This window comes from Virgibacillus sp. GM2-2 (assembly GCF_055329585.1).
In genome coordinates, this window is the sequence record NZ_JBUZWC010000005.1 from 153,075 (window position 1) to 173,869 (window position 20,795).

Annotated in this window: 24 protein-coding genes; 6 read left to right on the forward strand and 18 right to left on the reverse strand. The window is 34.5% G+C overall.

Annotated features, from left to right (window positions below):
• Positions 1 to 27: 27 nt before the first annotated feature.
• Positions 28 to 906, reverse strand: coding sequence for a LysR family transcriptional regulator (locus ACY9Z2_RS08455; RefSeq protein WP_463609187.1), 879 nt, complete (start codon positions 904 to 906; stop codon positions 28 to 30).
• A 112-nt stretch (positions 907 to 1,018) separates the two neighbouring features.
• Between ACY9Z2_RS08455 and ACY9Z2_RS08460 the strand changes: the two genes are divergently transcribed.
• The gene (locus ACY9Z2_RS08460; protein ID WP_463609188.1) at positions 1,019 to 2,086 is read left to right on the forward strand and encodes a citrate/2-methylcitrate synthase; all 1,068 of its coding nucleotides are present in this window, start codon (positions 1,019 to 1,021) and stop codon (positions 2,084 to 2,086) included.
• A gap of 176 nt (positions 2,087 to 2,262) precedes the next feature.
• On the opposite strand, the gene ACY9Z2_RS08465 is transcribed toward ACY9Z2_RS08460, so the two are convergent.
• From ACY9Z2_RS08465 to ACY9Z2_RS08485, 5 genes are all read right to left on the reverse strand, one after another.
• Positions 2,263 to 3,243 carry a helix-turn-helix domain-containing protein gene (locus ACY9Z2_RS08465; protein ID WP_463609189.1) on the reverse strand — a complete coding sequence of 327 codons (981 nt, stop codon included), beginning with the start codon at positions 3,241 to 3,243 and terminating at the stop codon, positions 2,263 to 2,265.
• Positions 3,244 to 3,786: 543 nt separating this feature from the next.
• On the reverse strand, positions 3,787 to 4,977 hold the full coding sequence (locus ACY9Z2_RS08470) for an MFS transporter (protein ID WP_463609190.1): 1,191 nt from the start codon (positions 4,975 to 4,977) through the stop codon (positions 3,787 to 3,789).
• Between the two features lie 221 nt (positions 4,978 to 5,198).
• Positions 5,199 to 5,813 carry an MFS transporter gene (locus ACY9Z2_RS08475; protein ID WP_463609191.1) on the reverse strand — a complete coding sequence of 205 codons (615 nt, stop codon included), beginning with the start codon at positions 5,811 to 5,813 and terminating at the stop codon, positions 5,199 to 5,201.
• The gene (locus tag ACY9Z2_RS08480) at positions 5,764 to 6,375 is read right to left on the reverse strand and encodes an MFS transporter (RefSeq protein WP_463609192.1); all 612 of its coding nucleotides are present in this window, start codon (positions 6,373 to 6,375) and stop codon (positions 5,764 to 5,766) included. The genes ACY9Z2_RS08475 and ACY9Z2_RS08480 overlap by 50 nt, the downstream gene beginning before the upstream one ends.
• Positions 6,376 to 6,759: 384 nt before the next feature.
• Entirely contained in the window at positions 6,760 to 7,926 is a 1,167-nt protein-coding gene (locus ACY9Z2_RS08485) for an MFS transporter (protein ID WP_463609193.1), read from the reverse strand.
• A gap of 130 nt (positions 7,927 to 8,056) precedes the next feature.
• Between ACY9Z2_RS08485 and ACY9Z2_RS08490 the strand changes: the two genes are divergently transcribed.
• Positions 8,057 to 8,815: a TrmB family transcriptional regulator gene (locus ACY9Z2_RS08490; protein WP_463609194.1), complete on the forward strand. Its 759-nt coding sequence runs from the start codon at positions 8,057 to 8,059 to the stop codon at positions 8,813 to 8,815.
• Positions 8,816 to 8,981: 166 nt separating this feature from the next.
• On the opposite strand, the gene ACY9Z2_RS08495 is transcribed toward ACY9Z2_RS08490, so the two are convergent.
• Both ACY9Z2_RS08495 and mutM read right to left on the reverse strand, forming a co-directional pair.
• The gene (locus tag ACY9Z2_RS08495) at positions 8,982 to 9,818 is read right to left on the reverse strand and encodes a deoxyribonuclease IV (protein ID WP_463609195.1); all 837 of its coding nucleotides are present in this window, start codon (positions 9,816 to 9,818) and stop codon (positions 8,982 to 8,984) included.
• A gap of 15 nt (positions 9,819 to 9,833) precedes the next feature.
• Entirely contained in the window at positions 9,834 to 10,643 is an 810-nt protein-coding gene (mutM, locus tag ACY9Z2_RS08500; protein ID WP_463609196.1) for a bifunctional DNA-formamidopyrimidine glycosylase/DNA-(apurinic or apyrimidinic site) lyase, read from the reverse strand.
• A 75-nt stretch (positions 10,644 to 10,718) separates the two neighbouring features.
• Here mutM and ACY9Z2_RS08505 point away from each other — a divergent pair, with 75 nt between their 5' ends.
• Positions 10,719 to 10,868 (forward strand): hypothetical protein, encoded by a 150-nt coding sequence (locus ACY9Z2_RS08505; protein WP_463609197.1) that lies wholly within the window; start codon positions 10,719 to 10,721, stop codon positions 10,866 to 10,868.
• A gap of 14 nt (positions 10,869 to 10,882) precedes the next feature.
• On the opposite strand, the gene ACY9Z2_RS08510 is transcribed toward ACY9Z2_RS08505, so the two are convergent.
• The 4 genes from ACY9Z2_RS08510 to dsdA form a co-directional block, all read right to left on the reverse strand.
• Positions 10,883 to 11,572: a DUF421 domain-containing protein gene (locus ACY9Z2_RS08510; RefSeq protein ID WP_463609198.1), complete on the reverse strand. Its 690-nt coding sequence runs from the start codon at positions 11,570 to 11,572 to the stop codon at positions 10,883 to 10,885.
• A gap of 85 nt (positions 11,573 to 11,657) precedes the next feature.
• Positions 11,658 to 12,320 carry a DNA alkylation repair protein gene (locus ACY9Z2_RS08515; protein WP_463609199.1) on the reverse strand — a complete coding sequence of 221 codons (663 nt, stop codon included), beginning with the start codon at positions 12,318 to 12,320 and terminating at the stop codon, positions 11,658 to 11,660.
• Between the two features lie 18 nt (positions 12,321 to 12,338).
• Positions 12,339 to 12,998: a CPBP family intramembrane glutamic endopeptidase gene (locus ACY9Z2_RS08520; protein WP_463609200.1), complete on the reverse strand. Its 660-nt coding sequence runs from the start codon at positions 12,996 to 12,998 to the stop codon at positions 12,339 to 12,341.
• A 119-nt stretch (positions 12,999 to 13,117) separates the two neighbouring features.
• Positions 13,118 to 14,449: a D-serine ammonia-lyase gene (dsdA, locus tag ACY9Z2_RS08525; RefSeq protein WP_463609255.1), complete on the reverse strand. Its 1,332-nt coding sequence runs from the start codon at positions 14,447 to 14,449 to the stop codon at positions 13,118 to 13,120.
• A gap of 128 nt (positions 14,450 to 14,577) precedes the next feature.
• Here dsdA and ACY9Z2_RS08530 point away from each other — a divergent pair, with 128 nt between their 5' ends.
• Positions 14,578 to 15,240, forward strand: coding sequence for a DUF4396 domain-containing protein (locus tag ACY9Z2_RS08530; RefSeq protein ID WP_463609201.1), 663 nt, complete (start codon positions 14,578 to 14,580; stop codon positions 15,238 to 15,240).
• Between the two features lie 37 nt (positions 15,241 to 15,277).
• Here the strand turns inward: ACY9Z2_RS08530 and ACY9Z2_RS08535 are convergent, their stop codons facing one another.
• Positions 15,278 to 15,448, reverse strand: coding sequence for a hypothetical protein (locus ACY9Z2_RS08535; RefSeq protein ID WP_463609202.1), 171 nt, complete (start codon positions 15,446 to 15,448; stop codon positions 15,278 to 15,280).
• 150 nt (positions 15,449 to 15,598) lie between these two features.
• Between ACY9Z2_RS08535 and ACY9Z2_RS08540 the strand changes: the two genes are divergently transcribed.
• Positions 15,599 to 15,754, forward strand: coding sequence for a hypothetical protein (locus ACY9Z2_RS08540; RefSeq protein ID WP_463609203.1), 156 nt, complete (start codon positions 15,599 to 15,601; stop codon positions 15,752 to 15,754).
• A gap of 48 nt (positions 15,755 to 15,802) precedes the next feature.
• Here ACY9Z2_RS08540 and ACY9Z2_RS08545 read toward each other — a convergent pair whose 3' ends face one another.
• Genes ACY9Z2_RS08545 through ACY9Z2_RS08555 form a run of 3 tightly spaced genes read right to left on the reverse strand, consistent with a single transcriptional unit; the run spans position 15,803 to position 18,090 of the window.
• On the reverse strand, positions 15,803 to 16,597 hold the full coding sequence (locus ACY9Z2_RS08545; RefSeq protein WP_463609204.1) for an ABC transporter permease: 795 nt from the start codon (positions 16,595 to 16,597) through the stop codon (positions 15,803 to 15,805).
• Between the two features lies 1 nt (position 16,598).
• Entirely contained in the window at positions 16,599 to 17,234 is a 636-nt protein-coding gene (locus ACY9Z2_RS08550; protein WP_463609205.1) for an ABC transporter ATP-binding protein, read from the reverse strand.
• 1 nt (position 17,235) lies between these two features.
• Positions 17,236 to 18,090: a gamma-glutamylcyclotransferase family protein gene (locus tag ACY9Z2_RS08555; RefSeq protein WP_463609206.1), complete on the reverse strand. Its 855-nt coding sequence runs from the start codon at positions 18,088 to 18,090 to the stop codon at positions 17,236 to 17,238.
• Positions 18,091 to 18,317: 227 nt separating this feature from the next.
• On the opposite strand from ACY9Z2_RS08555, the gene ACY9Z2_RS08560 reads away from it, so the two are divergent.
• Complete coding sequence (locus ACY9Z2_RS08560) at positions 18,318 to 19,451, forward strand: zinc-dependent alcohol dehydrogenase (protein WP_463609207.1); 1,134 nt, start codon at positions 18,318 to 18,320, stop codon at positions 19,449 to 19,451.
• A gap of 275 nt (positions 19,452 to 19,726) precedes the next feature.
• On the opposite strand, the gene ACY9Z2_RS08565 is transcribed toward ACY9Z2_RS08560, so the two are convergent.
• Both ACY9Z2_RS08565 and ACY9Z2_RS08570 read right to left on the reverse strand, forming a co-directional pair.
• Complete coding sequence (locus tag ACY9Z2_RS08565) at positions 19,727 to 19,858, reverse strand: hypothetical protein (RefSeq protein ID WP_463609208.1); 132 nt, start codon at positions 19,856 to 19,858, stop codon at positions 19,727 to 19,729.
• 60 nt (positions 19,859 to 19,918) lie between these two features.
• On the reverse strand, positions 19,919 to 20,788 hold the full coding sequence (locus ACY9Z2_RS08570; RefSeq protein WP_463609209.1) for a 5'-3' exonuclease: 870 nt from the start codon (positions 20,786 to 20,788) through the stop codon (positions 19,919 to 19,921).
• Positions 20,789 to 20,795: the final 7 nt, after the last annotated feature.

The following is a 20,795-nucleotide window of genomic DNA, read 5'->3' on the forward strand; positions in this document are numbered from 1 at the left end:
GCAGCTAAAAACTTAGTTGCTTTTTGATTACCCAAAATGATATTTTGAAACAAATTTTACAAAATCGCTTTCTAGTTGATGTTCATATTTCATTAAAATGTACATACTCGCTTTAGGAATATCCATAAAGGGAACAGGTATTTCTAGTAATCTTCCTTCAATTATTTCCCGATTTATAATAGATTTCGGCAAAAAACTTACCCCAATCCCTTCTAGAACAAATCGCTTACTAATATGTGATTGATTAACTTTCATCAATCTATACGAATTTAGTTCTTTTTTTAGCTGTTGTTTAATGGAATGCCAATATGAAGGATGATTATCCGAGAAAATAATATTGCTTTCAAGTAGTTCATGCGCATCAATAATAGGTCCAGACTCAGCATCATACCCGTCATGACTGCTAACTAGGCTGACCGACTCTTCATGGAATTTGATAGACTTAAGTAAACTTGAACCAGGTAAACAGGATAATCCAATGTCAACCTCTCCAGTTTCAATCATTTCTGAAATTTGTTGAGAATCATGGATTTGAATGGACATTTCTACAGTTGGGTAAGAATCAGTATATTCACGTAAAATGCTAGGCAATATTGTGTCTGCTAGCAATGGGGAAATGGCAACTCTTATGGATTTTTCATAGCCTTGTTGATATCGATTTACTTTATTCATACTTGTTTCATATTGTAAAATTATCTCTTTTGCCTCCATATAGAAAAGCCTTCCAAACTCTGATAACGCAATATTTCTTCCATGCTTCGAAAACAATTTTGTACCTAATTCTTTCTCCAGTCGCCTAATTTGAAAAGTGACAGCGGGCTGGGTGATGTACATTTTCTCTGAAACGATTCGAAAATTTTCATATTCTGCAGCCAAAATAAATGTTTGTAATGATTGCATGTCCATTTTCACACCTCATTAATAAGTATTATTTATTATAATACTAAAAAACATTAAATTTTAATAATCTAAATGGTGCGCTACTATTAATATATACGAAAGGGAAGGGGAGTTTACAATGTATCAACCAGGTTTAAAGGGGATTGTAGCGGTTAAAACGGGACTAAGTAAAATTGATGGGGATAATGGAATTTTAACGTATCGCGGAATAACGATTCAACAAATCGTTCAATCGTATAGTTTTGAGGAGGTTGCATTTTTCTTATTGCACGGGTCTTTCCCAACAACTGATGAATTTAATACATTTAATGGGGAATTACAGCGATATCGTCATATGCCGGAATATTTACTGCAAATTATTGACTCTTTACCGATTAATACACCGATGATGGATGTATTGCGAACTGCTATTTCGGCTCTTACTGTTAAGGCAAATGATATGTATGAAACTGCAACTCAATTAATATCCGTACTTCCAACTATAGTTTCCTATTGTTATAGAAAATTACAAAATCAATCAATAATTAAACCAAATCATAAATTAAATCATGTAGAAAATTTTCTTTATATGATTACGGGAAAAAAAGAACCAGAACATGCGAAAATGCTTGAAGCATATATGATTATGACAATGGAACATGGTCTAAACGCATCAACTTTTTCAGCAAGAGTGACTAAATCTACCGAAAGTGACCTAATTTCAGCTGTTACAAGTGCGCTTGGTACAATGAAAGGACCATTGCACGGTGGTGCACCATCTGGTGTTATCGAGTTGTTAGATGAGATTGAAACAAAAGATAAAATTAGTGAAGTAATTCACAAAAAACTAGAAAATAAAGAAAGAATTATGGGATTTGGACATCGTGTATATAAAACTGTTGACCCACGAGCAGTGGCTTTAAAAGAACTAATTTTAAGTTTAGAAATAAAACCAGAATGGATTGATTTGGCACTACAAACAGAATCAGAAGCCGTTGAAATATTAAAAAAGCTAAAACCAGATCATAAATTATATACAAATGTGGAGTATTATGCAGCAGCGATTATGAAATCACTACACATTGATCCATCATTGTTTACAGCTTTATTTAGTTCAAGTAGAATAGTTGGCTGGTGTGCACATGCAATCGAACAATCCCTAGACAATACCATTTTTAGACCAACGGCAAGTTATACTGGTAAGTAAACAAAAAATCGCATGTTTTTATAAATTAAACATGCGATTTTTTTATTTTGTCTCAATAACACAAGTATACTTTATAATGAGACGCATAAAGTAATATTCTAATACAACTTCCCATAAGAAATATTATGTCTACTCGAAAATAAAATTAATGGAGGAAGCGATATCACTTCCTCTCTTTACAATTTCTTCTTAATTTCATTGTACTTCTTTCTAAACCTTGTATCATCTCTTATCCAGTCATTTATCAGGCTTTCTTTTAAGTTCAATAACTTCTGAGTTTCTTGTTGATTGTTAAGAAAATTAAATAAATCTAAAAACATTGTTTTTCGTTTATTAATTGCGTTTCTATGATTTTTTTGCTTTTTGTCTGTTATAAGTTCTACAGGTAGTTTTTCCATTTGAAATGCATCATATTTTCTACGTAGATAAAGACCTTTGTTTTTATAAATCCAATCTGAAAATAATTTTATTGTTTTCCTACCACTAACATATACTCTGAAATATGTGTTATGGCTAGTGAAATTTGTTTCGAATCCTTGTTTTTCAATTATATTTTTAAGCGAAAGCATAAATGATTTTGATCCGCCTACAAAGGAAATAAAATATTTCGGATATTTAACATACCCATCTCCATCAAAATACCCCCGAATAAAATGGCTCAAATATTGTTCAGGAACATTTGGAAAAGTAATTTGATGGGACTTATTCGGCATAATTCCATGAATTTCAATTAAGTCATTTCTCATAACCTTACTGCCAATGTTTAGTATATGCACGCCAGTTTTTTCATTTTTGATAATTGGATGATTAGATTTAATTTCCTTTTTAATATCTTCTAATATGTATTTTTCTTTTTGTGCAAAACTAACTGTCTGTGCGTTACCAACAACCATTCCATCCGCCACGAAAAAACCTAAAATATAGGCCATGTTATTAGACCAAGTTTTAAAATAATCTTCATTTACGTTATATCTTCGTTTCCAACTACCAAATGGTCTTTTTTGAATATTATTCTTTTGTAATACAAGGCGAATATATCTTGCGGAAACATTTGCTTGTTCTGCAATTTCTGTTGTACTAAAGCCTTCATCATATAACTTTATTACTTGTTCATCACTAAGGATACGTTTTTTAAGATTCCTATTTTGAATTTCCACAATAAATACACCCCCCTACACTCAGTGTAACGAACATATGTTTGTATTCATTATACCATCACCTCGGACTTGTGGGAAGTGTGATCTTCAGCTTTAAATTTATTTCCTATACATAAAAAGGCTGGACAAAACTATTTTATCAAAGCAAATTGGATCTATTATATAAATTGATGAAAAAAAACAGCTCCGGAAATATACTTCGCGCACCTTAGGTGGCTTGTGAGCATCCGGGCGCTTTCGCACTGGCCACTAAAAAAGTTAATTGTAGTATAAAATATGTGGATCTATCATCGCATCTTGAATCTACCGCGCTTTCCGTGGGCGAGTATCGAGCCTCCGCTTTTCATAACCGACCTGCGGGGTCTCGCCGATTTCTTACTTCCCGCAGGACAAGGAAAGCTTCCCTGAAAAAGCATCGCACGCAGAAAAAGCGATTTTCTTTTTCAAGGAGTATACGTATATTTTCGGAGCTAATATGGATCATTGTTCCTCATTTCAAATGATAGGACTAGTTATATCCCAATCTCTTTACCCAATTTAAGTTTATTTTCTCGTCTTGATAGGTTTTATCGGCAAGACACTTCCGATTAATGCTATAGCTGCAGCTGCTATAAATAATTCATCAAAACCATATACCGCTATTCCTGCTATACTACTGAAAATAATCAGATCGCAAACCGAATCAATTATCGATAATAACGAAATTGTTGTAGCTCGAACATGGGATGGAATTACATCGTTAGCCAGCTGAGCATATACTGGATAGCGTACTGTCCGAACAAACCTGAGCATTATCATGACAACAAGCAAAATCCAAAGTGTATCTCGGTAAAAAGCAACAAGGACCAACCCGACCACACCTAATCCTCCAGTTACATATAAAAAAGTTATCCTAGAGATTCGCGATGTAAGCCACCCGATTGACCTTGACACAAAAAAGCTAAGGATAGATAAACCGGCTAATATAACACCAATTAGGTAGACCGGTAATCCAGCTTCATTTAGCAATTTATCATTAAAGTTATCAAATATCGCAGCAGTTGGAATAAACACTAACGTAATGTTTAAGAACATCCACAAAACCTGCGGTGTACTTTTAATTGCAAGAGCCCCTTCTTTGATTTGTTTAAAAGGCTTTTCACGATAGTTTCCATACGCTGTTGGATTATTTATAAAAAACAGTAAAACAATCTGAATGGATTGGAATACTACCCCTAACGAAATAAGTAAAACAAACTGACTATCGTTTAAATCTTTTGCAATAATAGCCCCCATCACTAGTACAAACACCATTATAGCAAATTGGGCAGATTGAATTACTCCAAGTGCTTTATCCATCTTATTTTCTTCTTTAGACTCTTTTAAAGACTCATAGATCAATGCCTCATCAGCACCGCTGAAAAATGTAACGGCGAAACCACTCAAAAAGCTACTTGCAAAGAATATCCATGGGTCATACGCCCAAATAAGCATACCATGACTAACTAGACTTAAAATTGTACCAATTATAAATGATAGCTTTGCACCATAACGATCTGCAAACATACCAGTCGGAATTTCTCCGATTAATACACCGGTACTCCAAAAGAGTAATATCCAAAGTATAGTTGATTCATCTAATCCGCGCGCAAAATAAAACAACGCAAGTACTGGTTGTAAAAATCGAACACTTCCAAACAATTCTGCCCAAAATAAAACCCGAATATTATGTGAAGCTAATGTACCTTTTTTCAATTTTTTATCCTCCTGCTTTTTGCTTATTACATGAATAAACAAGCAAGAGTGAAGCAATAAGGAATATTTCGTTTACCTACCTATTCGATTTTTCACCCCTACTTGTTGGTTTGAAAAAAATGTTACGTTTTTTTGCATGTCAAAATCCTCCTTCTATTTATGTAAGATTAATTATACAGAATTGGTCAAAAAAGAAAAGACGGACTCTATTGAGTCAGTCACTAACGATAACGATGTTTAACATATGAAGTGATACCTACCAAAGTCATCATAACTAGTAGTAGCAAAAAACTCGTTCTGTAATTAGTCAGATCTACCATTAATCCAAACAAAGGAAAAGCTAGTATTACTGCAAAACTACTAATTAAACTGATCATGGAAAAAAATGTTGCGCGAATGCCATCTGAAAGCTTGCTTTGTATAAAATTTGAAAACATTACTTCTAATAATAGTAATGCTAAACTCATGATAATAAATGAAGCTACTGCAATAAAATTCATTGTAAAGATAAATATTATAAATAATAATGTACTGGTAACATAGATGATGTCTAACACGTTAGGGAAGCTCATTCTACGTTCAACCAAGTGAACCCCTTTTGCAACAGCCGCAGCTAACAATCCTTCTATAGTAAAAATAACCCCAATTTCAAACGTATCATACCCCATGTGACTATAGTAATCTTGACCGTAAAAGGTTAAAAGAATTAATATCGTATTAAGAACAGTCATTAACAAGATTGGAGTTCTAATATCTGGTATCTGCTTCCATACTGTTAACCCTTTCTTAAACTGTTCTTTCCATGGTGTAATCCACCTTTTTTCTAAGTGTTTCACTACCCTTTTTTTCACTTCTAGGTTCTTTCAACAAAAATACTGGTACTAATGCTAAAACTTGACTGATGACGATACCACCATATACATAGGACCAACTAAGATCAGCTAACCATCCACCAGCAAATTTTGCTAAACTAGCAGCTATCAGTCCAATTGCCATAAAAGTTCCAATTACTTTAATGTATTTGCTCTTTTCATTTTTTTCGAGACTTTCATAAGCTAAAGCCTCTTGCGCACCTGATTGGAATGTCATCACAAGCCCCATCGAGCCAAAAGCAAATGCAACCATAAGAAGATTTCCTCCGAAAATCCACATTGCCATTCCATAAACGGCACCTAACGTAAGACCAAAAATTAAACTGATTTTCCGGCCATACAGATCAGCAATCATGCCAGTAGGTACTTCAAATAATACGATGGATAAATGCATGACTGCTTCGACAACACCTATTTCACCCATTGACATACCATGCCCATCCAAGTAAAGAACCCAAAGTGCACGGTCAAAAAACAATTGTGATAAAAACACATAAATGTACAGTAAAATAACATTTCTATTCATGATGACGTCTCCCTTAAAATAAATAATCGACCTCGGGAAATACGTCTACCCAAAGTCGATTAAATGAGGAGAAAAATTTTTCATCTCACCATGAATGACATTTATGTGAATATATAAAATCACACATCTATAAGGGGTAAATGATTTCCCGAGTTGGAAATAGCTTTGCTAATTTCGTCTTAAAAAAGGACACACTTGTCCCTTGGGAAACCGAAATTCCAAAAATTGTCATTGAATACATAATAAATTTAAGTTCTTCCCTGACAGCTAACACAACCCGAGACATCATTTATTCCCCTCCCTCTCTAATGTTCTAAATATCATACTATTATCACGCGCAAATTAAGTCAATGATGAATCTCTTAAAATCATTTACTATTTTTATCATTTACTAGATGGTAAAACTATTCGACTGCCTGATTTTGTCACTGACAGTATAGCGGTAGCGAGGGCTAAAATAATAAACATTCCACCAACAGTTGCATTTTGTTCGACAGTTGCCTGTTCGATCACAACACCACCAACAAGTGAACCAAAAGCAATTCCAAAATGAAGCGCTGAGTTATTCAAGCTTTGCTGAATATCCGCAGTCTCGGGCGATGATTCTATCAGAAAACTTTGCATGGCTGGTGTGATTGCCCAACTAAGCATACTCCATATAACCATTACGAACAGGAATATCGGCAAGGCAAAAGTTGTATATGGAATCGCAAAAATGGAAGCACCAAACACAACAACAACAGCTAAAATAGTAGACTTTGTGCCAAAACGATCTGCTAGAAAACCGCCTACTCCCCCTCCTGCTACTGCAGCAATGCCGAATAGTAAATATACAATACTTACCCAAGTTCCATTTAATCCTAATGACATCTTTAAAAATGGTGTCAGATAAGCATATAAGGTTAGGTGGCCTGCTAAAAATAAAAATGTGGTCAGTTGCGCAAAAAATATTCTTCGATTTTTCAGCGTTCTTAACTGTTGCGCAATAGGTATTGAAGGCTTTGGAGCAATTCGTTCCATAAAGAAATGAACACCTGTGATTGATAACAATGTTAGTAAAGTTATCATGATAAAAGGAGCTCGCCAACCGAATGAATTACCTAGCATCAATCCAATTGGTACACCTAATACTAGAGAGCCGCTAACCCCCATAAAGACGACTCCAATTGCCCTCGCACGATATTTTTCAGACACAATACTTGAGGCGATCGTCACACATAAAACAATGAGTAAAGAACCACTTGCAGCTGATATAATTCGAGCGATTAATAACATACTGTAACTTTGACTAATAATAGCCAAAACATTCCCGAAAAAGAACACTATTAAAGCTAGTATTGTTAAACGTTTCCTTTCTATCTTTGAAGTAACAGATAAAAGTACTGGTGCCGATATTGCAAACACTAGTGAATAAATTGTAATGAGAAATCCTGCTTGTCCAAGACTCACCCTTAAATCATTAGCAACTAAATCTAATATACCACCTATTATTAGTTCAACCATACCTACAATAAAAGAAACAATTGTTAGTAAATACACGCGCTTATCCATAAACGATACTCCTTTCAAATATGTTACCACTATAATAGTAACTTTTTCATTTGAATGAAGCAAGAGAATTTTTAGTAGTCTTTAAATTGTGCTATATTAGAAATAAATAATTGATTAAGGAGTAAAAATAGTGCTTCAAAAATTTGGATTTACCCAATATGAAAGTCAAGTGTACGAATCACTTATAACTGTAGACCATCCCTTAGATGCGACAAACATTGTAAAGGGATCAGGGATTCCGCGATCAAAAGTGTATGAGGTAATTCACCGAATGCTAGAGAAAGGTATAATTTTGGAAACTACCGTTGGAAAAAAGCGCCTTTATACTGCTCTACCACTTGAGTTGATAATAAAAAAGCTGACAGTAGACTTCGATATGAAGATTAAAGAACTGAAGAATACACAAATTAAAGAAATTCCAAAAGATGATCGAGTATGGACGTTAAAAGACAATCAATCAATTCAATCCTTAATAGTGAATCTCATACAACAAGCAAAACATTCTATTTTCATTTCAGGATGGGCTGATGATATAACCGCATACCTACCAACTCTTGAAGCTAAATACAATGAGGAAATCGAAGTTAACATACATTCAATTGGTGAAATATCTACACATATTTCTTCCGTTTCTACTCTAATTCCTGATAAACATCATGAAACATTAGAACGTAGTCGGATTCTTATTGTAGATGAACAAGAGATCGTATTTGCGGGTATGGAAGAAACATTGTGGCAGGCCGTCCGAACGCAATCGCGTCCATTGGTTAAATTCTTTACTGAGTTTTTTTACCATGATGTTGCGTTAACTGAAATTACACGGAAATATAAAGATACTATAATGGAAGATAGCGAAGTTCGAGATGTATTGTTAAAACTTAGATATTAAACAATGTGTTAATCTAACTTTTTCCTAACTAAAAATAGAGAGGCTCTCCTCTCTATTTTCCCATTTATTCCCTTCCTCACACGCGTAGATTTCTCTGGAAAATATACGTCTATAATTTAAATTATTCAAAGGAAAAACAGTGGTGCAAAAATGGACGTTTAACAGTCTATTTTCCTCCCCACTTTTGTTGTATTGATTTGATTTCTATTTCGTAACTTGAGTCTTTAGGGGTTTCTAAAATAAGCGGAATGCTTTCTACCACAGATGATTGAATTAAATTATCAAATTGTTGTTCCGTTATGTGACCATTATTGAAAATATTTGCATGACGATCTTTTCCAGAGCGAGTTTCATATTTAGAGTTATTTAAATGAATGACATGTAATTCTTCAAAATAACCAAGTTTCGTACCGAGTTCAACAACTTCATCCCAGTTTTCTCCATCCCATAATCCACTAGCAAAGGCATGACACGTATCAAAACAAAAACCAATTTTTTCAGGAAAATCACTTAGGTTTCTAACCTGAACTAACTCCTCTAGGGTAGTACCAATCGTACCCGGTTTGCCAGCATTGTTTTCTAGCAATATTTTGCATACACCCTTCCATTCTTTCAGCACTTCATTTAATACCTCAATCATAAGTTGATAGCTTGCCAAGGGATCCTTTTTACTTATTGAGCGTCCAAAGTGCACCACCACTCCGATAGAACCGCATTCTTCCGTTATTTCCAAATCATTTAGCAGAGATTGAACAACCTGATCTTTTTTACTGTTACTTAACGGGGTTAAATTTGTAGGGTATGGGGAATGTGATACGGATTTAATATTGTTCGTTTCACAAAAATTTTTACATGCAAGAGTATCATCCTTATTAAACTTTTTAACCGTTAAACTTCGTGGATTTTTCGGGAAATATTGAAAAGCCGAAGCATTCATTGATGCAGCTTTTTTTGCTGCTCCTAAATAGCCATCTCTTATGGATACATGACTGCCAATAATCATAGAAATCACCTCCCACTATTTCTGGCATCCTTTACAATAAAATGTTTTTCTTGAAGAAATTTCTTTTTTGATAATAGGTGTGCCACATCGTCTACATTGTTTCCCTTCCCCATCATATACATATTTATGTTGATCATAACCGCCCGTTACGTTATCTCCTACAAAAAATGGGTTGTCCATATAACCACCGAATTGGATTGCTTGCTGTAGAACAAACCGAATAGACTGATATAATCGCTTTATTTCATCATCAGTGAGATCGTTCATTTTCCGTTCTGGCATTAATTGTGCATGCCAAGCTATTTCATCAGAATAACAATTTCCAATTCCCGAGAGAAAAGATTGATCTACGAGAGTAGTTTTTAGTCTGCCTCTGCGATTCTTTAGTAATTCATTAAATGTATCAGGTGTAAAGTTGCTACTTAATGGCTCAGGTCCTAAATCTGCTAATTCTTCTGCAACCCTTCCATTGGGTAACAGGTGAAGATAGCCTAATCGTAGTCCAATAAAATAGAGATGCTTATCACCAAAAGAAAATTGCACTTGAATGGTGCGATCTGGCTTCTCTTCATTCGTACCGTAAAACATCCATCCACCAAGCATCAGGTGAAGTAACAATACCTGACCATCGCTCAAGTGAAAAAGTAAATGTTTTGCTTTTCTCTCGACGGAATCAATTTTTTTGTTAAGAATGTTTTTCATGAAAATATCCAAATCTACATTGATCGATTTCCTTCGCATTACCTGCACGTTTGTGACAGGTTTTCCACTTACATGTTGATTTAATAGTTTTTTATAGGTTTCCATTTCTGGTAGCTCTGGCAATTTGATTCCCCCATTTTAAAGTACTTAGACAAGTTGATCCGTTAATATAACTAATTAATGACAGGAGGTTTTGTGATGAAAGATTTAGAGTGGCAGATGATTTTGTTCGTTAGTACATCATTAGTACATGATTACTGGATATACTTTGGACTTCCACGAATATATTATTGGGATGTAAAATATAAAAGTCTTAAACAAAGTAACGATGACGATATACAATCCTAATGTAAAGCATTAAATTAACGTGATACTTGTTCAAAAGTTTGAACTAAAAGTCCGTCTCCTTCCAACCATTCAGCAATAAAAACGTTCCGATAGTCATCTATTCCTTCTTGTTGAAGTTGATTCATTAACCAAGTTTCATCTTTATTCATTTCTTTTAATTCATCGCGAAGCAAATCTCCGTCTCGTATAAGTGTTACAGGAACATATACAGCTTGTGGCGGTAGCTTTAGATCTTCTTGTTGTACTTTTTGTTTTGATGACTTTTTTAATAAACTAATCGATCCATTAGCTTCCAAATAGCAATAGGCAACGTCTCGTATCGAGAACGTTTCCGATTGACGGAGCAAGCTTTGTAATTGATTGATATTCATTCGATTTTTTTTCAATTGATCTCGATTGACAACACCATTTTCGATTAAAACGGAAGGTTTTCCCTCAAACGTTTTACGTAGCTGCAAAAATTTCTGTCCTAATATCTCAACGATAAACAATAATATTGCCCATAATGTCATGGAAAATAGAATGTATCTTACACCAATTTTTTCATCATATAGTGCGTTACCCAATAGCTCACCTAATACGATTGCGCCAATAAATGTAAAGGGAGTGATTTGATTAATAATCTTTTTACCAATAAGCTTTACTAAAACAAACAAGATGATGAATCCAACTACTAATTCTAAAGCTAAAAAAGCAATATTCATGACAATTATGTACTCCCATTTTTAAATACTATTATTTATCATAGCCATTTTCTCGCAAAAAAACCCAACTCATTGTAAGTCGGGTTTAGATATATTTACTTCCTTCTCTTATGCTCAATTTCGCTAGTTCGTTTTCATCAATAAATTGTTTTACAGAAGTTGGATTTGTCTTGGAATACTCTCTAAGAGCCCAACCGATAGCTTTTTGAACAAAAAATTCCTTGCTAGCAGCATTTTGTCGAATATAACGGAAAAGTAGTGTCTCATCGGTCTTTTCTTTAGATTTCAATTGAAAAAGAATGGCGGATCGTTGTAACCATATATTTTCACTTGTAGACCATTTATCAATAGTGTTTGGAATAACCTCAGGACTTACTGCAGCTATTTCTGCTACACCATGTGGTGCAATGCCGTCTATTGTATCCCACCACGATTTCTTAATAATTAATTCTTCCATCAGCTGTATATCAGAACTGTCTAGCTTATTCAATGACCTTCCAATATAATCAAGTGCAGCGTATTGATATTCACGTTCATCCTTGGACCATAAATCTAGCACAAAATCATGATGAAAAGTTTCCTTTAAAATGCCAGTTTCCTTATAAAACGCACGCATGAGCTTTGTTCTCATGGGAGTTTTAATTCCAAGGAAGTGGAAATTGTTTTTCATATAATTTTCCATTGGGACAGCCTGTTCTTTATTTCGCTCCGTTTCAAATAATGACATTATCTTCTTTATATTATCCAATGTATTCTTACTCCTTCGTTAGTAAAATAGTGTACACCCTATTAAAATAATCATTATATCTGCGCATATATGTATAATCCATGAGGCCCAAATTGTACTATTTTGTTCGTTAACCTTATGAAATACAAGACCAATAATCCACAATCCAACAAAGCAAGCAATAATGAGCAACGGGCCAAACCATAGCATGATCATCGGTATATGATACGATGCAAATAATAATGGGCTGTATAAGTAGCCCCATCTTTTTGGTAAGTTTAAAAATATAAATCCCCTAAAATAGTATTCTTCTAAAAAAGAGTTTCCAAGCGATACATATAGTCCAACAAACAAAAATCCCGCTTGTGATATACCTAATCGACCTACTATGTCTGCTTTTATGCTATCCATATCAATAATTGGTTGTAAAGCTAAATAAGCGATTAACACAATGGACGCTGATGATAAACCAAGCATCAATAATCGTAACCATTCTTTTTTAGACATCCGATGCATCTTTACTGGATCTTTAAAGTGAAAGTCTTTAAACAATAATATGTATCCCCAAATGCTTATAAAGAAAAAGGAAATTTTACAGCTAGTCTTAATTACATAATTTATTTCTACCGCATGTTCAATATAAGCTAATAAACTACATACGACTAGTGTGCTAATTATAATATATAGAATCTTAAACATTTAATTCTTCCACCTAACAAACTCTAAGATAACCTTTATATTATCATTATTCGGAAAAATGGTAAATTTAGTGTCGTGCATAAAGGCAAAATGACCTGTCATGATCATCTTGCCTTTATTTATTTCACTAATTTTTTTCCTTTTTCATAAAAACGTTTCATATCATCCTTTGGAACAAGTGCTCCTCCTGTTGCCCAAGCAATGTGTGTTGCGTTTTCAGTTTTTAATTCATGTTGTTTCATATAATCTGATTGTAAAACTTTTATTGGTCCTAAAAGCCCAGCAGTTGCAGATGGTTCTAAATACACTTCTTCTGTATCTACCAGCATAGTTAGTAACGTATACAGGTCATTATCTTCAATTGTATATATTCCACTTACTAAATGATCACTAATTCCTGTAGCAAATTGTGACGGACGTCCTACAGCTAATCCATCTGCCTCTGTACGATTGTCTAAACCGAAATCCTGTACGCTTATTTCGTTCATCTTACCTGTTAGCAGTCCAACCAGGACAGCTGGAGAATGTGTTGGCTCGACAAAAAAACAATGTACGTTATCGCCAAAAACTTGCTTCAATCCAAAAGTCACTCCACCTGGAGAGCCTCCTACGCCACAAGGTAAATAAACAAATAATGGATGCTCTTTGTCTACTGAAATATTTTGCTCATTTAGTTGTTTCTTAAGTCGTAGTGCAGCGACACTATAGCCTAAAAACAATTGTTTTGAATTTTCATCATCGATGAAATAACCGTTTGGATCAGCATTTGTTTTTTCTCTACCGGTAGTAATTGCTTCACTAAAATCACCTTCGAATTCTTGTACTGTAGCGCCTTTCGAACGTAACAGATCTTTTTTCCATTGTTTTGCATCGGAAGACATATAAACGGAAACATGGAAGCCAAGTGCAGCGCTAATAATCCCAATACTCAATCCTAGATTACCCGTTGAACCAACACCGATAGTAAATTTACTGAAAAACTGTTTAAATTGGTCACTAGCAAACACTTCATAATTACTATCTTTCGATAATAACCCTGCTTCTAAGGCTAGCTTTTCCGCATGATAAAGCACTTCATAGATACCACCGCGCGCTTTAATGGACCCAGCTATTGGTAGGTCATGATCGCACTTTAAATAGAACTCGCCACCTTGTAATGTTATATACTTTTTTTCTAATTCATGTTTCATGGAATCTATTTGTTTAAGCGAAGATTCAATTATTCCGTTTGTAACCCTTGTGTCCGGAAACTTTTTCGCTAAAAAAGGTGCGAATCTTTGCCATAAAGCCTCTGCCTCTTCTATATCTCTTATACTAATCGGCAAGTAAGGTAAATCCCGGATAAGTTTATTATTAGGATTCAACCAAAATATTGGTTCCATTTCGATAATAGGTTTTAATTGATGGTGCTTTTCGATCATTTCTTTTCGTTCATGCTCTGTGAATGCTATTGTAAACACACCTTTCTCAGTATACTTTTAAGACACTCTTCGTAAATGGTTTGCTTCTTAAATTGTCTAAAAAAGCTCAATGTTTTTCTAGACAAAATAAGGGAAACGATTTACAGAGGTGATTTCAATTGGAAAGTCTAACACTTATTTCATGGATTGCTATTATAATTGGAATAGTTTCTTCATTTATTATTCTAATTGATATTATGAAGCATCCTCAAATGATGCGAATTATGAATGTTGTATGGCCGATAAATGGTTGGTTTTTAGGACCAATTGGGATATGGACTTATTTTAAATGGGGTAAATTGAAAGCAAAAGATAGTGATAATGAAGATAAGAGAGGTTTTCCTTCAAAGGTTTATATGTCGACAAGTCATTGTTCAGCAGGTTGTACACTTGGTGATGTCGTTGGAATACCAATTGTGATCTTTACTGGACTAACTATTTTAAGTTCAACCTTAATTACCCATTATATTATTCAGTTTGTATTGGCATATTTATTTGGTATTCTATTTCAGTTCTTTGCTGTTTACCCAATGAACAAAGAGGTTGGAAAATTTGCAGCATTTAAGAAGTCAATTAAAGCAGATACGTTATCCTTAGTTACATTCGAGATAGGGATGTTTAGCTGGATGGCTATTGTTCATTATGTACTTTTCTCAACACCACCAGAGCCATCGAATATAACTTATTGGTTTATGATGCAAATCGCAATGATTATTGGTTTTCTTACAAGTTATCCTGCCAATTGGTGGTTAGTAAAGAAAGGAATAAAAGAAGTCATGTAATGTACCAGGTACAAAACAAAAGTACCTGGTACCCCATTTAATGACCGTCTGTAAATGTATTTATATTTTGAAATTCTTTCGCCTGTTGTTCTGCTCGGATTTGACTTTCGTTCATATCAGGTCTTTCGCCATAAAATCGACGGAGTGCAAACGCAAGAATAACGATAAAGGCAATTATCCCCCAAATAATCCAGCCTAGAATGGTCATATTATTTCACCTCATTTCATTCAATATCCTTATTACTTTATACGTATTAGAGTGCAATAATGTTTCAATTTTCTATACAATTTTCTTCGTTTTATTTTATCATATCAGGGTAAAATATCTATTAATTAGTTCAAATTAGGAGGTTCGTATATGGGTAAACAGCGATTAAAACGTAAAAATGAAAGGAATAGTATTCAAGATCAAAGCGTTGAAAATGTGGAGTTTGCATCAGATAGGGATATAATTGATGAGATTAACCTAATAGACAAAAGTTTTCAAAAAAGAAATTTTAGTAAACGGGGATAGTTATATTTTAAAGCAGTAACTGCTCAGGTGTTTTGTAACCTGAGCAGTTTATTTTCGTCTAATAGTTAGTTGTTGACGCTCATTAAAAAATGTCTTATATGCGAGGTGCAAAAAAATCACTACCGTTAACGATACAGTACCCGCAATTCCAAGCATGATTGCAATTTGATATTCAACTGCAACCAAAGGTGATGTTCCTGATATAATTTGTCCTGTCATCATGCCAGGTAAAAAAACGATACCCATCCCTACCATAGCATTTACCGTAGGCAGCATAGCAGAGTCAAAAGCTTGGTTGATGATTTCTTTTGATGCCTCTTTCGGTGTAGCTCCCATCATTAAAGCAGCTTCTACTTTTCCTTTTTGTTCTCGCATACCGATTAACAAATTATTAACGCCTAGAGAAATACCGGTCATGGTCTTACCAATAATCATTCCTCCGATTGGTATAAAGTATAATGGATCATACCATGGATCAAGCTGTAATACGACTAGCATAAAAAATGCTAAACTAATACTGATACCAATCATCATTGCAAGAGCAATCATTTTTTTAATGGAAATATGGATCGTTTCTTTCGTCCGTTGATACACATTAAAAATGGCAAAACCAAGCATAAATAAAATGATCCCTAGTGTTAAAAATGGGTTTGGATTTTCAAAAATAAAAATAAGAACATACCCAACTAAGATAAGCTGTAGTGTCATTCGGATGGTCGAAAGGACAATTAATTTCTCGCGTGGTATTTTTTTTAATTTAACTATAATTAATAACAGAAGAACAAAAATATATGCGGTTAAGAGCTGCCAAATACCTAAATTAATCGCACCACTTTCATCCATACTATTTGCCCTCCTTGGCAGTATAGTTATTCATATAAATAGTCTTATCACTAATTTTTTCTGCTAACTTTGTGTCATGTGTTACTATAATGGCTGTCTTTTTCTTTTCTTTTATCTGCTTTATAAAAGCATTAATTACGTCTGATGCTGTTTGTTCATCCAATGACGAAGAAGGTTCATCAAGTAAAAATACTTCTGCATCTAATAGCATAGCACGTGCTAGAGCTAGACGTTGTTTTTCTCCTCCGGATAAATCTTCCGCCATTACTTCTAAATCCTTATCTAATCTTACCAATTCTAAAACAGTTAGTAATTGGTCATCTGAAACTATATTCTGTTCAGAAAATTTGAGTGCAATAATCAAATTATCTTTAATTGATCCTTGATACATTACTGGTGTTTGTGGAACCATTGTTATTTTGCGTCTTAATTCAATGGGATCGATAGTTCTAACATCGTTTTCTCTATAATAAATCGTTCCTTCATCTGGGTTATCTAGATTATTTAATAAGCGTAATAATGTAGACTTCCCACTTCCGCTTTGCCCAACAATACATGTGATTGCTTGTGATGGTATGGTGAGATTGCTAATCGAAATTATATCTTTTACACAAATATCTTTTAAATTAAATACCATTTCACACCTCATTTAATAGTCCATTTATTTTTTTCTGTAGTCTATCAAAGTATGTGGCGCTTAAATAACCTTCCCCACCTCGTAAAATTTCAGTCGCGTACTTGTTTGTTGGTCTAGTTTCAGCTTCCTTTTCTGTACCAATAAAGGTAATCGTTCGTTTACTTTCTCCATTTAATAATATGGTGACAATTATGGGACGGTATGCATCTGCAAAGACACCCTCACGTTTATATAAATAATTGACAGCATCTAAAGGTACTTGATATACCTTACCCTCCACTTTTTCATCATGATTTTCAACAATATCCGCTTTTCCGCCGTCATTAGAATTTCTTGAAAATTTTAGCTCATAATTTTCTAACAACCCACACCCCAATACTTTCTCAAAATGATGATTCACACCTTGAAGTGTAAAACGTTCATTGTCCATACAAGAACCATAAGCGAAGTATAAAAAGTGTTCTTTTTGTAAGTACGTATGTACATTCCAGTCACCAGATTCGATTAAGTCCTCGGAATTAATTAAGTTTCTACCTCCAAAGAAGACCAATGCCTCTGTTTTTAGTCCTTTATCATTCGTAACAGTAATAGATTTTCGTTCATATAAATTATTTGGTCCATTCTCAACATATTCTTCTAATTGATCTATTTGTTTTAATTGTTCTAAAGTAACCTCATATAGTTCACCGTAAACTTTACCTTGCAGCTCTTTCTGTATTAGTACAGGATAACCACGACCTGTGTCATATAACGAACCATTCACCCAACATTGGTTCCATGTACACGTTGCTTCTTTCAAATAATAGTGATTTCGATTTTCTTTTCGTAATGTTCCGTAAACAAATAATTTCTGCATTCCTTTCACCTCTCATCCTAAACTAATTATACATAAAATTTCTTCATATCCATAATAATTTCTATGAATACAGGGGGTATACCGTATACCCTGGCAAGGTATAAAGCATACCCCTAACCATCCGCAAAATACCCGCACCCCCTTTTCTCTGGTTATTGAATATTTATTGTATAAAAAAGGGTTATTTACTGATGATAAAATAACTACTACATTTTGGAGGCTAAATTATGAAGGCGGTTACGTATCAAGGTAAAAATTCGATTAGTATTGAAAAAGTTGATGATCCATCCATTCAGGATCCGGAAGATGTAATTGTAAAAATAACCTCTACTGCTATATGTGGGTCTGATTTGCATTTATATAAAGGAAACTTTCCCTTACCAATCGGATACGTCATTGGACATGAACCAATGGGAATTGTCGAGGAAGTCGGTCCCAATGTAACAAAGGTAAAAAAAGGAGATAGAGTAGTAATTCCGTTTACCGTGGCTTGTGGCACATGTCAATATTGTTCAAATCACTTAGAAAGTCAATGTGATCATTCAAACCCACATTATGATTCGGGTGGTTATTTAGGATACTCAGAAAAATTCGGTAATTATCCAGGTGGTCAAGCTGAATACTTGCGTGTACCTTTTGGTAATTATACTCCTTTTCTAATCCCTAATGACTGTGAGTTGGACGATGAACAACTCCTTTTCTTGTCAGATGTGCTGCCAACAGCTTACTGGAGTGTAGAGCATGCAGGTGTCAAGAAAGGTGACACTGTAATAGTGTTAGGGTGTGGACCAATTGGATTAATGGCTCAACAATTTGCGTGGAAAAAAGGAGCAGAAAGAGTCATTGCAATTGATTATTATGATTACCGTTTAATGAAATCGAAAAAAATGAACCAAACCGAAACGTTTGATTTTACCAAAGATGAGGACATGGGTGAAACGTTAAAGGAATTAACAAAAGGCGGTGCTGATGTAGTTATTGATTGCGTAGGGATGGATGGGAAAAAATCGCCGCTAGAATTTGTAGAGCAAAAATTAAAATTACAGGGTGGAACGCTCGGTCCAATTCAAATTGCTTCTAAAGCAGTAAAAAAATGTGGAACTGTACAATTAACCGGTGTGTATGGTGGACTGTATAACATGTTTCCACTTGGTCCACTTTTCACCAGAAATATCACATTAAAAATGGGACAAGCCCCCGCTAGAGCATATATGTCAGGATTGTACGATATGATTGTCAGCAATCAAATTGATCCTTCTTCAATAATTACGCATAAATTACCACTTGATGAAGCGGTTCATGGATACGATATTTTTAATAAACGGGAAGATGATTGTATAAAAGTCGTTTTAAAACCTTAATAAAGAAAGGATGAGGAGAAATATCCCTCATCCTTTCTTTTTCCATATGACTTTATTCTAAGGGGTTGTTGTTTTGCCAACAAAATACGTAAACTGCGAACTAACCAGGGGGCTAGTGACTGCTTGGTATCGGACTGAGGATGCCTTATTTACCTTTTTTACCTTTATTTTGAGGATTAACGGACACACGATTCCTTATTCAGCTAAAAAACATGATTTTCAACTGTTTTTACCCAAATAAGGAATCCTGAGTCCGATAACAACCGCATTTACCCTTATTTTTCACAAATAAGGAATCGTGTGTCCGCTAGCTGACATCCTGCATGCATTCTTTCCAGTACGGTCGAAAGTGTTCCTTCACTAGCCTTGTCTGCAGCGGAAATCAACGTTGCTGTTACCATAATCATAAATTTTCACTAGTTCGCAATTTACTTCAAATACGAAGGTAAAATAAATAACAATGAGCCTTACACTTTTACCAATTTAGCCAAATTATTAAAGTTTAATTCACGAAGTCGATCTTCAATGATGCCTTTATCACAATTCCACAAAGCATCCTCTAATGAGCAGCTAATTGGTACGTCACATTTGATCTCGGCCAACTCTCTTGATAATTTTAGCATGTTCAAATTGTTTTTAATTTTGGTTTGCACACCTTTTGGTAATTGATCGATATTTTCCAAGAGATTGTCAATCGTTTCATATTCTTGAACAAGTTTTAATGCTGTTTTCTCCCCAATTCCTTTTACACCAGGATAATTGTCGGCAGTATCACCCATTAACGCTTTAATATCGATTACTTGTTTAGGTACTATCCCTTTTTTCTCAAGAAAATTATCCGTAGTGTAAATGTCATAATTTCCTTGTCCTTTTTTCATAATTGCTACTTGTATCCCACTATCAACAAGTTGTAGCATGTCATGATCACCAGTCAAAATTAAAACTTCATTATCTGTAGCGTATTCTCTTGCTAAAGTACCGATGCAATCATCAGCTTCAAAGTTTTTTAATCCAACATTTGGAATAGTAAAAATGTCCATAATTTCTTTTATACGGTCAAATTGAGGGATTAATTCTTCAGGTGGTTCTGAGCGATTTGCTTTATAGTCGGGAAGCATTTCCGTACGAAACGTTTTACTACCCATATCCCAACAGCATACAACATGCGTCGGGCTGAACGTATCGACAGCATCTAGCATATAACGTAAAAATTGATACATGCCGTTTGTTGGAATTCCTTCACTATTCCGCATAAAATTACCCCTAAATGATGTTGCGAAAAATCCGCGGAATAATAATGCCATCCCATCAACTAATAACACGGTTGGTTTATCCATGCTAATC

Coding starts and splice junctions, on each gene's coding strand:
- ACY9Z2_RS08455 (WP_463609187.1), bottom strand. CDS start 906: ATGGACATGCAATCATTACAAACATTTATTTTGGCTGCAGAATATGAA.
- ACY9Z2_RS08460 (WP_463609188.1), top strand. CDS start 1,019: ATGTATCAACCAGGTTTAAAGGGGATTGTAGCGGTTAAAACGGGACTA.
- ACY9Z2_RS08480 (WP_463609192.1), bottom strand. CDS start 6,375: ATGAATAGAAATGTTATTTTACTGTACATTTATGTGTTTTTATCACAA.
- ACY9Z2_RS08485 (WP_463609193.1), bottom strand. CDS start 7,926: ATGGATAAGCGCGTGTATTTACTAACAATTGTTTCTTTTATTGTAGGT.
- ACY9Z2_RS08495 (WP_463609195.1), bottom strand. CDS start 9,818: ATGATTATTGGCAGTCATGTATCCATAAGAGATGGCTATTTAGGAGCA.
- ACY9Z2_RS08505 (WP_463609197.1), top strand. CDS start 10,719: ATGAAAGATTTAGAGTGGCAGATGATTTTGTTCGTTAGTACATCATTA.
- ACY9Z2_RS08510 (WP_463609198.1), bottom strand. CDS start 11,572: ATGAATATTGCTTTTTTAGCTTTAGAATTAGTAGTTGGATTCATCATC.
- ACY9Z2_RS08520 (WP_463609200.1), bottom strand. CDS start 12,998: ATGTTTAAGATTCTATATATTATAATTAGCACACTAGTCGTATGTAGT.
- ACY9Z2_RS08535 (WP_463609202.1), bottom strand. CDS start 15,448: ATGACCATTCTAGGCTGGATTATTTGGGGGATAATTGCCTTTATCGTT.
- ACY9Z2_RS08540 (WP_463609203.1), top strand. CDS start 15,599: ATGGGTAAACAGCGATTAAAACGTAAAAATGAAAGGAATAGTATTCAA.
- ACY9Z2_RS08545 (WP_463609204.1), bottom strand. CDS start 16,597: ATGGATGAAAGTGGTGCGATTAATTTAGGTATTTGGCAGCTCTTAACC.
- ACY9Z2_RS08550 (WP_463609205.1), bottom strand. CDS start 17,234: ATGGTATTTAATTTAAAAGATATTTGTGTAAAAGATATAATTTCGATT.
- ACY9Z2_RS08555 (WP_463609206.1), bottom strand. CDS start 18,090: ATGCAGAAATTATTTGTTTACGGAACATTACGAAAAGAAAATCGAAAT.
- ACY9Z2_RS08560 (WP_463609207.1), top strand. CDS start 18,318: ATGAAGGCGGTTACGTATCAAGGTAAAAATTCGATTAGTATTGAAAAA.
- ACY9Z2_RS08565 (WP_463609208.1), bottom strand. CDS start 19,858: ATGATTATGGTAACAGCAACGTTGATTTCCGCTGCAGACAAGGCTAGT.
- ACY9Z2_RS08570 (WP_463609209.1), bottom strand. CDS start 20,788: ATGGATAAACCAACCGTGTTATTAGTTGATGGGATGGCATTATTATTC.